Here is a 12893-nt window from a genome sequence, read left to right on the forward strand (position 1 = left end):
CATGCCGCGCGAAATCGCACTCCTCGATGCGCTCATCCCGACCTTGCTGCTGGTGTTCATCGGCTGCCTGTTCCTGCAGATGGCGATCGACTGGATCTTCACCCGCCTGGGCCTGTTCCGTTACGTCTGGCATCCCAGCCTGTTCCGGATCGCCCTGTTCTTTTGTATTTTCGGCGGCGCCGGACTGCTGCTGCACGCTACCTGATTTGCCATAAAAATTCGCCGTAAAAATTTACCTTTAGGCCGACATGAAATCCTCAAGCATTATAAAAACCCTGCTGCAAGTGGCGATTACGCTGATTGTGGTCCTGATTGCCTTCCTGCTGGTGCGCGCGCTGTGGGACCGCTACATGAATACGCCCTGGACCCGCGACGGCCGGGTGCGCGCCGACGTCATCAGCGTCGCCGCCGATGTGTCCGGGATCGTGGTGGCGGTGCCGGTGGCCGACAACAGCTATGTGCACAAGGGCGACCTGCTGATGAAGATCGATCCGGCGCGCTACGCGCTGGCGCTGGCGCAAGCCGAAGCGACGGTGGCTGAACGGCGCATCGGGCTGAGCACCAAACAGCGCGATGCGGCGCGCCGCGCCAAACTGGATGGCGACGTGATTTCCAATGAAAACCGTGAAAATTCGAGTGCCGATGCTTCCGCCGCCCAGGCCCAGTACCAGGCTGCCCTGGCGGCGCGCGACAGCGCCAGGCTGAACCTGGACCGCACCGAAATCCGGGCCACGGTGGACGGCTGGATCACCAACCTCAACGTGCATGCCGGCGATTTCGCCCAGGCCGGCACGCCCAAGCTGGCGGTGATCGACGCCAATTCGTTCTGGGTGTACGGTTATTTCGAAGAGAACAAACTGCCCTTGATGAAAGTCGGCGACGCCGTCGACATGCGCCTGCTCGGCAGCGAACAGCTGATCAGCGGCCATATCGACAGCATCTCGCGCGGCATCACCGATCGCGACAATGCGCTGGGCAGCTACGGCCTGGCCAACGTGAATCCGAGCTTCAACTGGGTCCGGCTGGCGCAGCGCGTGCCGGTGCGCATCCATATCGACAAGGTGCCGGACGGCGTCACGCTGGCGGCAGGCATGACTTGCACCGTGATTGTCAAACCCGGGGAGCGGCCGGCGGCAAAACCGTAAAAATGATGCGAAGCAGGCAGCGCAAGGAATCGCCCGCACCCGCAGCCGATACCGGCTTCTTCAATCCTTGTCCGGCGGATGGAAATAATCTGCCATCAAAAACGACACCGCGCGAGCTTTGCCTGCCGCAAAAAATGCGTGCAACAACAGAGGAGATTTGACTTAAAATCAACGGCAATCCGTTATCGCGTAAACTGCCGCGGCGGTCCGGTCCGAAGCTGCTTTTCCGCTGTCTTGCCGGATTGCCGGACCGCCGAAACAGCATAAAACCAGGATCCCCAAACTCATCTTCAGGAGGCGCATGAGCGCTGCACCATCCCAACATGCCGACCTGAACCCGCCGCCCGCCGCCAAACGCGCCTACCTGGCGGACCTGATAGCCGGGCTGTCGATCGCCGGCCTGCTGCTGCCCGAGGCGGTCGCCTATTCCAGCATCGCCAACCTGCCGCCGCAAACCGGGGTGATCGCGCTGTTTGCCGGCCTGCTCTGCTACGGCCTGTTCGGCAGCAGCCGCTTTGCCATCGTCTCCGCCACCTCCTCCTCCGCAGCAGTGCTGGCGGCAGCCACGGCATCCATGGCAAACGGCGACACCGGCTTGCGCATGACGCTGGCGATCGGACTGGTGATGATTACCGGACTGTTTTTCCTGCTGGCCGGCCTGGCGCGCATGGGCGGCGTCACCGATTTCATCGCCAAGCCGGTATTGCGCGGGTTTGCCTTCGGCCTGGCGCTGGTCATCATTTTCAAGCAGTTTGCCGGCGTCGTCGGCGTGCATCCCGAGCATAGCGACATGACGCGCTTCATCCCTGAAATGGCGATGCAGGTCGGCCGCTGGAACTGGATCAGCGTCGCCGTGATGGCGGCCGCGCTGGCCTTGCTGTATCTGTTTGCGCGCCTGCGCCGGCTGCCGGGCGCGCTGCTGGTGATCGTCATCGGCGTCGCCGCCGGCCAGTGGCTGGATTTGACCCGGTATGGCGTCGGCCTGGTCGGCAGCATCCACCTGCAGCTGGCGACGCCGACACTGCCCATGCTGTCGCGCGCCGACTGGCTGCGCCTGGGCGAACTGGGCTTTGCCATGGGCATGATCCTGTACGCCGAATCGTATGGCGCCATCCGCAGCTTCGCCATCAAGCATGGCGATACGGTGGCGCCCAACCGCGACCTGCTGGCGCTGGGCGCCTCCAACCTGCTGTCCGGCCTGTTCCACGGCATGCCGGTCGGCGCGGGTTATTCCGCCACCTCCGCCAATGAAGCTGCCGGCGCCACCTCGCGCCTGTCGGGCTGGGTGGCGGCGCTGGTGATGCTGGCGATCGTCCTGACCTTGCTGCCCGCCATCGCCCTGACGCCGGAACCGGTGCTGGCGGCGATCGTGATCCACGCCGTCGGCCACACCCTGAATCCCGCCATCTTCCACCCTTATTTCCAGTGGCGCCGCGATCGCCTGGTGGTGATCGCTTCCGTGATCGCCGTGCTGCTGCTGGGCGTGCTGGATGGATTGCTGGCCTCGATTGCGATCAGCCTGCTGATGATGCTGCGGCAATTTTCACAATCGACCATCTCGGTGCTGGGCCAGCTCGGACAAGGCCATGATTTCGTCAATATCCGTACCCATCCGGAAGCCCGTCCGGTGTCTGGCATCTTGATCCTGCGTCCTAACGAGCCGTTGTTTTTCGCCAATGCCGAACGCATCCTGGGCCAGGCGCGGCAGAATATCCTGGCCGCCCCGGCATCGCTGCACACGGTCGTCCTCAGCCTGGAAGAGTCTCCGGACCTGGACAGCTCCAGCCTGGAAGGCCTGCATGATTTTTTCAATTTTATCGACAGCCGCGGCTTGCGTTTATTGCTGGCGCGGCTCAAGGATCCTGCGTATGACTGCATGAAAAACGCCGTCGCCCCCGGCTTTCCGCTGGAATCACTGAGCGCGCTGAGCGTAGCGGAAGCCGTGCACCTGGCGCTGGCGGGCCAGCAGGCCGCAAACCCAATCATCGAAACCCTACCCGGAGAATAACCATGCCAGCATGCTGGAAAACATTGGCGGCCCCGCTATGCGCTGCACTGGCGATCGCCACGGCTACAGCGGCGCACGCAGCAGAGATCGCCTTTTCCTCTCAGCGCGATTTCACCGAAATCAGCCTGACCATCAAGGATACCTATAACGCCAATCCGGATTCGGTCGCCCTCGAAATCACGCTGAGCCAGGATGCCCAGCAGCGCATGGCGGCGGCCAGCGGCGCGGCGCTGGAACAGGACCTGACCGTAGTCATTGATGGCAGGGCGGTGAGCACATCGCACGTGCAAAGCGTAGTCGATACGCCCCAGCTGCGGATCGCCATGCCGAAACAGGCCGTCATGGAACTGCTGCCGTCTTTGCTCGGCGCGAGCGCCGCGGTAAACCCTCAAGGAGCGCCGGCGGAACCAGCGGCGCTGGCGGCGCCCGCACCGGCCGACACGCATGCACCGCTGCTTGCCGCCGCGCCATATGTGGTCCAGGCCCAGCAGGTAACACCGCCATCGGTCTCGGAGTCTCCTGCGGAATCGCCCGCGGAAGCCGCGCCGATGCCGATGCCCGCGGCACAGGAACCTGGTCTGGCGCCGGGCGTGCCGCCGGATCTGGCGATGACGCCTGCGGCAGATGCCGTACCGCCGCCACCGTCGCCTCTGCCATCCCTGCCGCCGCCACCGCCTCCGCTGGCGATTCCGTCATGGGCGCTCGGGGCATGGCTGCCGACCAGCGCCACGCCTTCGCCCTACGCCGAGATCAACCAGGGCGATCCGGTGGCGATCTACGCCAGCGCGGTCGACGCCATCAACTGCAACCGCGCCAGGCTGTCGATACTGGACAGCAGCAATGCGCGGGTTCGGCTGCGGGTCGCCCCGGATAGCCAATGCGTGATCTCCGGCGTGCGGGTCGACCGGCTGCAGCTTTCTCCGGCGCTGGAAGCCGGCAAGATCGCCATTTCACTTTATGCACCGCAGGACGACATCAACGGCCCGCCATCCAAGGAAAGCATCTACCGCCGCAGATAGGCGAACGGCCCGGCGGGCCAATAAGCATGGCCGTGCACGGGCCTGCGGCAACGGCATTCAAGAATTTCCGATACTATAGCGAATCGATTGATAAATTAGCAGAATGTCATCGCGCGAGTGAAACTCATTGCAGCTTTACGAGTCTCAGCCGGGCAGGCGGCAGTCATGTGAAATATCACGGTACTGTAGCGTCTCCGGACTTCTGATCAATTTATTCACGACCAATATTTATGCAACGCTACACAACCCCCGCCATTGTGCTGCACTGGCTGGTCGCCATCCTGATCGTCGCCACCTTTGCCCTCGGCCTGACCATGGTCGACATCCCCGGCCTGACCCCCACCAAACTGAAATATTTTTCCTGGCACAAGTGGCTGGGCGTCACCGTGCTGGGCCTGGCATGCATACGCCTGTTGTGGCGTAAAACGCAAGGCGCGCCGCCTTATCCGGACAGCATGCAGCCATGGCAGCAGCGCGCCGCGCACGGCCTGCACATCCTTTTGTATGTGCTGATCTTTGCGGTGCCGATCTCGGGTTATTTCTACAGCCTGGCGGCCGGCGTGCCGGTGACTTATCTCGGCTTGTTCCCGATGCCGGTGCTGATAGCGCCGAATCCGGACCTGAAACCGATCCTGAAGCTGCTCCACTACACACTCAACATGATCATGCTGGGCGCCGTCTCGCTGCATGTGCTGGCGGCGCTCAAGCACCATTTCATCGATCGCGACGGCGTGCTGAAACGCATGCTGCCCTGAACATCCCTCTCCATCACAAGGAATATTCCATGACCCGTTTCCTGTTACACACCACCGCTATCGGCCTGCTCGCCATCGGCGCCAGCTGGCCGGCCGTCGCCGCTCCCCTGAAACCGGACCTGGCCAAGAGCAATGTCACCATCGTGTTCAAGCAAATGAACGTGCCGGTGGAAGCCAAGTTCAAGCAATTCACGGCGCAGATCGATTTCGACAGCGCCCAGCCCGCAGCTGCCAAAGCCAGCGTCGACATCTCGATCCCGAGCTTCGACCTGGGCGATCCTGAATACAATAAGGAAGTGCTGAAGAAAGAATGGTTCAACGCCGCGCAATTCGCCAAGGCCAGCTTTGTCGCCAGCTCGATCAAGGCCAGCGCCGGCGCGCCTGCCGGCAGCAAGTACGACGTCGCCGGCAAGCTGACCATCAAGGGCAAGACCACCGACGTCAGCTTCCCCCTGAGCGTCAAGAAAGAAGGCGGCGCGCAAGTCTTCGACGGCAACCTGCCGATCAAGCGCCTCACCTATAACATCGGTGAAGGCGAGTGGAAAGACACCAGCATGGTGGCAGACGAAATCGTCATCAAGTTTCACCTCGTAGCGAACTAACTCGGTATTTTTTCTCTTCAAAACAAAAGGACAATCAACAATGAAACTGAAACTCATCATCGCCGCTCTGCTGGCGGCCAGCGCAGCCAGTGCATTCGCAACGGTCGATACTTACACCATCGACCCTAACCATACCTATCCGAGCTTCACCGCTGACCATATGGGAATTTCCTTCTGGCGCGGTAAATTCGAAAAGACCAGCGGCAGCGTGACGCTGGACCGTGCCGCCAAGACCGGCTCCATCGATATCCGCATCGATGCAAGTTCCATCGATTTCGGCCAGGCAAAGATGAACGAACATGCATCCAGCCCTGACATATTCGACGTCAAGAAATACCCTGAGGTGACCTACAAAGGCACATCGGTGAAATTCGACGGCGACAAGCCGGTCTCGGTTGACGGCGAACTGACCCTGCACGGCGTCACCAAGCCGGTCACGCTGACCATCAATTCTTTCAAGTGCATCCAGCATCCGATGCTGAAACGCGAAGTCTGCGGCGCCGATGCAAGCGCTTCCTTCAACCGCAGCGACTTCGGCATCACCTACGGCTTGCCGATGTTCTCGCCGGAAGTGAAGCTGGCGATCCAGGTCGAAGGCATCAAGAGCAACTGATCCGGTCACAGCCGGCAGCTGCCTGACACAAGGCCGAGCGGCGACATGCCGCCCGGCTTTTTTCATTTCCGGGCCGGGGACAGGCAATTCATCGTCCTGTAATACAAGCTCGATAAAATCTTCGCTTCGCTTTCCATTTCGCGGAGCACGCCATGTCCAGCCACAACACTCCTACCTCCAAACGCCGGAATTTCCTGCGCAAAATGACTGCCGGCGCCGGCGTGCTGCTGACCGGCGCACCGCTGCACAGCGTCATGGCACAGGGCGGCGCGCCAGCCCTGGTTACCTCGGACAAGCTGCGGCCGCAACTGCCCAGCGGCGTGATGAGCGGCGACATTACACGCGACAAGGCAATCATCTGGAGCCGCGCCGACCGCCCCTCGCGCATGGTGGTGGAGTACGCATCGAATGAAAATTTCCGCGATGCGCTTACGGTGCAAGGGCCGCTGGCCCTGTCCAGCAGCGACTTCTCGGCCCGGGTCGACCTCAGCGGCTTGCCCAGCGGACAAACCGTTTTTTACCGCGTGCGTTTCCAGGACATCCAGAATCCCTCGGTCTACAGCGAGCCGCTGAGCGGCAGCCTGCTGATCCCTGGCGGCGCCGAGCGCGACATCACTTTCGCCTTCTCCGGCGATGAAGCCGGCCAGGGATGGGGCATCAACGAGGCCTGGGGCGGCTACCGGATCTATGACACGATGCGCCGCTTCAAACCCGATTTCTTCATCCATTCCGGCGACCAGATCTATGCCGACGGCGTCATCGAAAAGGAAGTCAAGCTGGACGATGGCACGCTCTGGCAAAACCTGGTGACGCCGGCCAAGTCCAAGGTGGCGGAAACGCTGGACGACTATCGCGGCAATTTCGCCTATAACCTGCTGGACGCCAACAAGCTCCGCTTCGCCGCGGAAGTGCCGTTCCTGGTGCAATGGGACGACCATGAAGTACGCAACAACTGGTATCCGGGCCAGAAAATCGGCGCGGCGGAAAAACGCTACCAGGAGCGCGACCTGTCGACCCTGGCAATCAACGCCAAGCGTGCGATGTTCGAATACAACCCGTACCGGATCGAGCCCAGCGATCCCGAACGGGTCTATCGCATGTTCAACTACGGTCCGCTGCTGGAAGTGTTCATGCTGGACGAACGCAGCTACCGCGGCGCCAACTCGCCGAACCGCCAGAGCGCGCTGACCCAGGACGCCGCCTTCCTTGGCGCGGCGCAATTGCGCTGGATCAAGCAGGCTTTGCTGCGTTCGCGCTCAACCTGGAAAGTGATCGCCAGCGACATGCCGATCTCCATCGTGGTGCCCGACCTCAACCCGGATGTGCCGCAAGGCACTTTCGAAGCATGGGCCAACAACGATCACGGCAAGCCGAGCGGACGCGAACTGGAAGTGGCCGACCTGCTCAAGTTCATCAAGCGGCACGACATCAAGAACGTGGTGTGGGTCACTGCCGACGTGCATTACGCCTCGGCCACCTGCTACCTGCCTGAGAAGGCCAGCTTCACCGACTTCAAGCCGTTCTGGGAATTCGTCGGCGGCCCCCTGCATGCCGGCACGTTCGGCCCGGGCGAAATCGACCGCACCTTCGGTCCCGACGTGCGTTATGTCAGCATCCCCAGCGACATGAAGCAGAACCGTCCGCCCAGCGAACTGCTGCAGTTCTTCGGCATCGGCAAGATCAACGCCAAGAGCAAGGTCATGACGGTGTCCCTGCACAATGTCGATGGCAAGGATTTGTTCAAGGTCGACCTGCATCCCGAGGCCTAGGACCATCAATAGGGTTTACCCGACTTGCTGCGGCCTTGGCGGGGCGCTACCATACGGCTAGGTTTGCCATTTCGGCGAACCGCTTACCCGTGCCGCTCTATGTTCCGCCTGCCCCGTCCATTGCGTCAGCTAGCCGTCTGCCTGGCCATGTTTGCAGCATTGCTGCCAAGCATGGTGCAGTTGCTGCCGGCCGCCCATGGACAGCCGCCGGGACTGGGCGAACTGTGCAGCACCGCCGGCCACGTCAAGGCCCCCGGCTCGGACAACCCGGCGCCGGACCAGGACCACCAGGGCCACTGCCTGCTGTGCTTCATCCACGCGACCGATGTCGGCTTGCCGCCCAGCCTGGGCTTATGGCAGGCCCCAGCCAGCACCGGCGTCGACCTGGCGCCAGCCGTATCCGCCCTGCACGCCAGCGCCATCTGGCTCAATCCGCAATCGCGCGGGCCGCCGGTCTTTTCTTGATTTTGTCTGCCAACGCAAACTCCCGTCACGGGCAGTTTGCGCCTTACAACTTACTCAAGGAATACCATGGCTACGCCATCACGCCGCCGCATCCGGCCCGCAATACTGCCGTTTGCCGCGCTTTCTGTCATCGCACTGTTTCCCCATGCAGCCCTGGCCTGCGCCAGTTGCGGCTGTACCCTCAGCTCAGACTGGGACAACCTCGGCATCGGCAATGCCTCCGGCTTCAAACTGGATATCCGCTACGATTACCTGAACCAGAACCAGCTGCGCAGCGGCAGCGGCACGATTTCGCCCGGCGCCGCCAGCCGGATTTCCAATAACGGCGATCCGCAAGAAGTCGAAAAATATACCCGCAACAATTACCTGACGCTGGGCCTCGACTACAGCATCAATCCGGATTGGGGCATCAACCTGCAACTGCCCTACATCATGCGCAGCCACAGCACGCTGGGCACCGCCTCCGATGGCGTCACGCCCGGAGACGGCGGCGGCCAGTACGATTCAAGGACTTCCAGCATCGGCGACCTCAAGCTCATCGGCCGTTACCAGGGTTTCATGCCGGAACATAATTTCGGCGTCATGTTCGGCCTGAAACTGCCGACCGGCAGCCATACCGACACCGCCATGTCCAGCGACCCCAGCGCACCAGGCCCGGTCCCTATCGACCGCGGCCTGCAGCCAGGCACCGGCACCACCGACGCTATCCTGGGTGTCTATTACATGGATACGCTAGGCCAGAATTGGGATTATTTTGTCCAGGGCATCGTGCAGAAAGCGCTGAATTCCAGCGACCAGTACCGCCCTGGCGACGGCGCCAACCTGAACCTGGGCCTGCGCTACATGGGCAATGCTGCTTTCACGCCGCAAATCCAGCTGAATGTGCGGCGCGTGCTGCACGATACCGGCGCCGATGCGGACACCGTCAGCACCGGCGGCACCCTGGTCTATCTCAGCCCGGGAATATCGGTTCCGGTCAGCCAGCAAGTCTCGCTGTACGGTTTTGTGCAATTGCCGATCTACCAGAAGGTCAACGGCGTGCAGCTTGCACCGCGCTATACCGCAACCCTGGGCCTGCGTTACTCGTTCTAGCCTGCATGCGCGGGCCATGCCTGCCCGCGCATGCACCCAGGTTCCGATTGACATTCAAGTAACGAAAAAACCGGGTATTTACCCGGCCAATCGTATATTTCCTTAAATGCATCGAAATGCAGGGATCAAGGACATGCGGTAGAAATATCACAATTGTTTTCAATTGTATCGATAACCGTGTCAGCCATATCCAATCCGGCGGCGTTTAACACCTACCTCGGTCATATTGCCAGGTGCGGCGCACAACATTGCTTAGTCGTGCTGCGGTAGACGGATAGATACATAGATTGACAATAAGGTGCGCCAGCTGGACGGCCACATGAGTTTCACTTACTCCATGGAGAACAAAATGAAAGCATTGTTTATTTCAGCAGCAGTGGCAGCAGCCTTACTGACTTCGGCAGCCAGCTTTGCCCAAGCCCCGGCAGCAGCGCCAGCCGGCACTACCGGAATGTGCAAGGACGGCAGCTATTCTTCCAACGCTACCAAGAAAGGCGCTTGCGCCGGCCATAAGGGCGTAAAAGAATGGTATTCCGCTGCGCCGGCAGCAGCCGCACCTGCCGCCGCTCCGGCTCCAGCCGCAGCCGCCCCGGCAGCGCCAGCCCCTGCTGCCGCTAAAGCAGCAGCTCCGGCTGCTCCGGCAGCAACCCCGATGGCGCCAGCCAAACCTGCCGTCGCAGCCGCCGCTCCTGCAGCGGGCGGCGGCGCAGGCAAGGTCTGGGTCAACAGCGCCAGCAAGGTATACCACTGCGAAGGCACCAAATACTACGGCAAGACCAAGGCCGGTTCTTACATGACGGAAGCAGAAGCCAAGGCGGCAGGCAACCATGCCGACCACGGCAAAGCTTGCAGCTGATAGCTGACTGCAACGGGACCCCAGGGTCCCGTTGTCGTTTCTGGCTGATGTGCATGCAAACCGGCGGCGCCGCAGCCGATAAAATCGGCATCGGTTTTATCTATCTTTAACAATTTGGCCGCTATTTTTGATGCTTTTTACGCTACTCTTGACGGGTAGTTTAAAGATGGTCAACTCTGAAAGGAAATCTCATGGGCTTTATCGCTTGGTTGATAGTGGGCGCAATTGCAGGATGGCTGGCAGGCGTCCTGGTCAAGGGCGGCGGCTTCGGTGTGCTGGTCGATATCATCGTTGGTATCGTCGGCGCTTTCATCGGCGGCTGGCTGGCGGGTATCCTCGGCATCCAGGTTGGCGGCGGCTGGATTGCATCGATCGTGACGGCTACAGTTGGCGCCGTGATCCTGCTGTTCATCCTGCGGCTTATCAAGCGCGCCTGAGTTGCAGCATTGCCGGATGTATCAGAAAAACCCGCGTCAATGCGGGTTTTTCTTTTTCCGGCGCAAATCCTTGCCTTACTTGAAGTCGCAAGCCATTTGCGCCTTCAGCGTCAGTCCTCGCGCGCTATGGTCGCAGCGGACGAGATAATCCAGGAAAGACGGCGCCGGCGGCATGCCTTCACTCAATATCCGGCGCTGGTCGAAGATGTAATTCAGGCGCGAAAAGCGGCCGTACAACGTCAAGGCTTTATGCAGCATGCGGGTATCGATCGCCTCCTGCGCTACCGCGCCGAATGATTGCACCATCTGCTTCAGCGCCGCTTCCGTCACGCGCTGGTAAGGCTGTCCTTGCCCGCTTGCTTCGGTTTGCCGGAACGCCTGCAACAGCTCGCCTATCGTAGCGCTGCCGTCCTGTCCCGCCGAGATGTGATACACCGGAAAAGCCAGGGTCGGCTTCAAGGTCAACGCCACTATCGTGCTGGCGCAATAATCAACCGGCACGATATCCAGGTAAGCGCTGGGCGGACAGACAAAACGGTTCAGCTGAGAGACCACTTTCAGCAGCCAGAAGATGCTGGCCGACGGCTTGCAGCCCAGCGCCGAATGACCAACGATGATCGACGGCCGCAACGCTACCAGCGGCAGCTCCGGGAAGCGTTCCCGCAGCTGGTTTTCCGCGCGTGCCTTGGATTCGGTATACGGCACCAGGTGCGCGCGCTCAAGCGGCAAATGCAAGGTTTCGGTGACCAGCGGCCCGCGCGCGACGCCGCACGCCATCGCGGCGCCAACATACACGAAGCGCCTTAGCCCGGCCACCCGGGAGAAGCGTTCAGCCAGGCGCATGGTGGCGTCGACATTGACCGTCCAGATAGCGGGCCGGTCGGCAAACGAAGTGATCGCCGCGCTGTGGATGACATGGCTCACGGCATCGAGCCTGGCGTCGGCGAATGCATCCGCATCGCTCAGGTCAGCGACGATGACCTGCTGCTCCGAAACCTCTGGCGGCGGCGCTCCCGGCTGCGTAAAGCGAGCGATCGATTGACGCACCCGCTGCGCGCCTTCGGCAGCCGATCTTGCACGTACCAGAAAAAGCATTTCCTTGAAATTTCCGGTGTCGGCGAGAGCCGCCGCAATCGCCCCGCCGACGAACCCCGTGGCGCCGGTGAGAAATATGCGTGCCGGTCCGGACTGCCGCGTCTGCGCGGCAAGGTCCTGGGTGTCGCGCAGCCACTTCGATCGCGGAAACAAGTTAAATACCATGTCGCTTCACCAGTCCGAGGGCGCTCAAAACGAATAGTTCACGCTGGTGAATCCACTGTAGTTGGTCTTGGCCAGGACCAGCGGGCTGTCGGCTGCCTTTTGCATATAATGCGTGGCGCCGACCATGGTGGAGACCGACCAGGTCCGGTTGAAGCTATGGGTCCACACGACCGAGGCATTCAACGCGTTCAGGCCCGATTCCGCCTTGTATTGCGCATAGCCCGAATTGCGGCTCTGCAGTGCGGTAACGCCAAAGAACGTCTGGTTGTATTTGGCGCTGCCGAAATACGCGGCGCCGCTGACGGTGACATTGTCCTTTTCCAGCTTCAGCACGGTGCTGCTCAACTGCGCGTGATAGCTGATGCCGCGCTCGCGGTTGCTGAGCGGCTGCGACAGGCCGGCCGAAAAGGTGCTGCTGCCTCCCAGCTTGATGCCGGCTTCGAGGTTGGCCAGCACCGAGCCTTTGATTTCGCCCATGCCCTTCAGCTTGTCGGACCCGGACTGCAAGCCGTCGTTGGAATCCTTGCGGCCGGCGCCGTAGCCGATGGCGGCGCTGGCAAACAGCGTGTCGCTGATGTCGTGGCGGTAACCGGCGCCCTGCGTGCTGTCGAGGAAGAAACCGCTGGAGGAAACGATCTTCAATACCGGCACCGGCACCGCCCGGTACTCGTCGCTGCCGGCATAACGCGCCATGCGGCCGACGCCGAGTCCGATTGTAATCTTGGTGTCCTGCAGCCAGGACCCCGGCTGGCTTGGCGCGGCCTGCTGCGCCGCCGCCATGCGCGATGCAAGAAGGCTGCAAACGGTGACAGCGATAATTGACTTGATCTGGTGTTTCAAATTTTTCTCCGGTCGGTAAAGGAAACCAGCGC

Annotated in this window: 14 protein-coding genes; 12 read left to right on the plus strand and 2 right to left on the minus strand. The window is 61.3% G+C overall.

Annotated elements, in window-relative coordinates:
* Position 1: 1 nt before the first annotated feature.
* The 12 genes from V8G57_RS09415 (at position 2) to V8G57_RS09470 (ending at position 10761) form a co-directional block, all read left to right on the plus strand.
* Complete coding sequence (locus V8G57_RS09415; protein ID WP_092397239.1) at positions 2-205, plus strand: DUF1656 domain-containing protein; 204 nt, start codon at positions 2-4, stop codon at positions 203-205.
* Between the two features lie 43 nt (positions 206-248).
* Positions 249-1145, plus strand: a complete 897-nt coding sequence (locus tag V8G57_RS09420; protein WP_342829142.1) for an efflux RND transporter periplasmic adaptor subunit — start codon at positions 249-251, stop codon at positions 1143-1145.
* Between the two features lie 301 nt (positions 1146-1446).
* Positions 1447-3153, plus strand: a complete 1707-nt coding sequence (locus tag V8G57_RS09425; RefSeq protein WP_342829143.1) for a SulP family inorganic anion transporter — start codon at positions 1447-1449, stop codon at positions 3151-3153.
* A 2-nt stretch (positions 3154-3155) separates the two neighbouring features.
* Positions 3156-4172 carry a hypothetical protein gene (locus tag V8G57_RS09430; RefSeq protein WP_342829144.1) on the plus strand — a complete coding sequence of 339 codons (1017 nt, stop codon included), beginning with the start codon at positions 3156-3158 and terminating at the stop codon, positions 4170-4172.
* A gap of 230 nt (positions 4173-4402) precedes the next feature.
* Positions 4403-4927 (plus strand): cytochrome b, encoded by a 525-nt coding sequence (locus V8G57_RS09435; RefSeq protein WP_342829146.1) that lies wholly within the window; start codon positions 4403-4405, stop codon positions 4925-4927.
* Positions 4928-4956: 29 nt separating this feature from the next.
* The gene (locus V8G57_RS09440; RefSeq protein ID WP_342829147.1) at positions 4957-5529 is read left to right on the plus strand and encodes a YceI family protein; all 573 of its coding nucleotides are present in this window, start codon (positions 4957-4959) and stop codon (positions 5527-5529) included.
* 40 nt (positions 5530-5569) lie between these two features.
* Positions 5570-6142, plus strand: coding sequence for a YceI family protein (locus tag V8G57_RS09445; RefSeq protein ID WP_342829148.1), 573 nt, complete (start codon positions 5570-5572; stop codon positions 6140-6142).
* A gap of 152 nt (positions 6143-6294) precedes the next feature.
* Positions 6295-7911, plus strand: coding sequence for an alkaline phosphatase D family protein (locus tag V8G57_RS09450; RefSeq protein ID WP_342829149.1), 1617 nt, complete (start codon positions 6295-6297; stop codon positions 7909-7911).
* Positions 7912-8058: 147 nt separating this feature from the next.
* Positions 8059-8376: a DUF2946 family protein gene (locus V8G57_RS09455; protein WP_342829150.1), complete on the plus strand. Its 318-nt coding sequence runs from the start codon at positions 8059-8061 to the stop codon at positions 8374-8376.
* A 66-nt stretch (positions 8377-8442) separates the two neighbouring features.
* Positions 8443-9468 (plus strand): TonB-dependent receptor, encoded by a 1026-nt coding sequence (locus tag V8G57_RS09460; protein ID WP_342829151.1) that lies wholly within the window; start codon positions 8443-8445, stop codon positions 9466-9468.
* 349 nt (positions 9469-9817) lie between these two features.
* Positions 9818-10324 carry a DUF3761 domain-containing protein gene (locus tag V8G57_RS09465; protein ID WP_342829152.1) on the plus strand — a complete coding sequence of 169 codons (507 nt, stop codon included), beginning with the start codon at positions 9818-9820 and terminating at the stop codon, positions 10322-10324.
* Between the two features lie 191 nt (positions 10325-10515).
* Entirely contained in the window at positions 10516-10761 is a 246-nt protein-coding gene (locus V8G57_RS09470; protein ID WP_014007628.1) for a GlsB/YeaQ/YmgE family stress response membrane protein, read from the plus strand.
* A gap of 75 nt (positions 10762-10836) precedes the next feature.
* On the opposite strand, the gene V8G57_RS09475 is transcribed toward V8G57_RS09470, so the two are convergent.
* Together V8G57_RS09475 and V8G57_RS09480 are read right to left on the minus strand one after the other, a co-directional pair.
* Entirely contained in the window at positions 10837-12021 is a 1185-nt protein-coding gene (locus V8G57_RS09475; RefSeq protein WP_342829154.1) for an SDR family oxidoreductase, read from the minus strand.
* Between the two features lie 24 nt (positions 12022-12045).
* Entirely contained in the window at positions 12046-12861 is an 816-nt protein-coding gene (locus tag V8G57_RS09480) for a MipA/OmpV family protein (protein WP_342829155.1), read from the minus strand.
* Positions 12862-12893: the final 32 nt, after the last annotated feature.

This window comes from Collimonas rhizosphaerae (genome assembly GCF_038896935.1).
Classification (GTDB): domain Bacteria; phylum Pseudomonadota; class Gammaproteobacteria; order Burkholderiales; family Burkholderiaceae_D; genus Collimonas; species Collimonas rhizosphaerae.

Coding starts and splice junctions, on each gene's coding strand:
- V8G57_RS09415 (WP_092397239.1), top strand. CDS start 2: ATGCCGCGCGAAATCGCACTCCTCGATGCGCTCATCCCGACCTTGCTG.
- V8G57_RS09420 (WP_342829142.1), top strand. CDS start 249: ATGAAATCCTCAAGCATTATAAAAACCCTGCTGCAAGTGGCGATTACG.
- V8G57_RS09425 (WP_342829143.1), top strand. CDS start 1,447: ATGAGCGCTGCACCATCCCAACATGCCGACCTGAACCCGCCGCCCGCC.
- V8G57_RS09430 (WP_342829144.1), top strand. CDS start 3,156: ATGCCAGCATGCTGGAAAACATTGGCGGCCCCGCTATGCGCTGCACTG.
- V8G57_RS09435 (WP_342829146.1), top strand. CDS start 4,403: ATGCAACGCTACACAACCCCCGCCATTGTGCTGCACTGGCTGGTCGCC.
- V8G57_RS09440 (WP_342829147.1), top strand. CDS start 4,957: ATGACCCGTTTCCTGTTACACACCACCGCTATCGGCCTGCTCGCCATC.
- V8G57_RS09445 (WP_342829148.1), top strand. CDS start 5,570: ATGAAACTGAAACTCATCATCGCCGCTCTGCTGGCGGCCAGCGCAGCC.
- V8G57_RS09450 (WP_342829149.1), top strand. CDS start 6,295: ATGTCCAGCCACAACACTCCTACCTCCAAACGCCGGAATTTCCTGCGC.
- V8G57_RS09455 (WP_342829150.1), top strand. CDS start 8,059: ATGTTTGCAGCATTGCTGCCAAGCATGGTGCAGTTGCTGCCGGCCGCC.
- V8G57_RS09460 (WP_342829151.1), top strand. CDS start 8,443: ATGGCTACGCCATCACGCCGCCGCATCCGGCCCGCAATACTGCCGTTT.
- V8G57_RS09465 (WP_342829152.1), top strand. CDS start 9,818: ATGAAAGCATTGTTTATTTCAGCAGCAGTGGCAGCAGCCTTACTGACT.
- V8G57_RS09470 (WP_014007628.1), top strand. CDS start 10,516: ATGGGCTTTATCGCTTGGTTGATAGTGGGCGCAATTGCAGGATGGCTG.
- V8G57_RS09475 (WP_342829154.1), bottom strand. CDS start 12,021: ATGGTATTTAACTTGTTTCCGCGATCGAAGTGGCTGCGCGACACCCAG.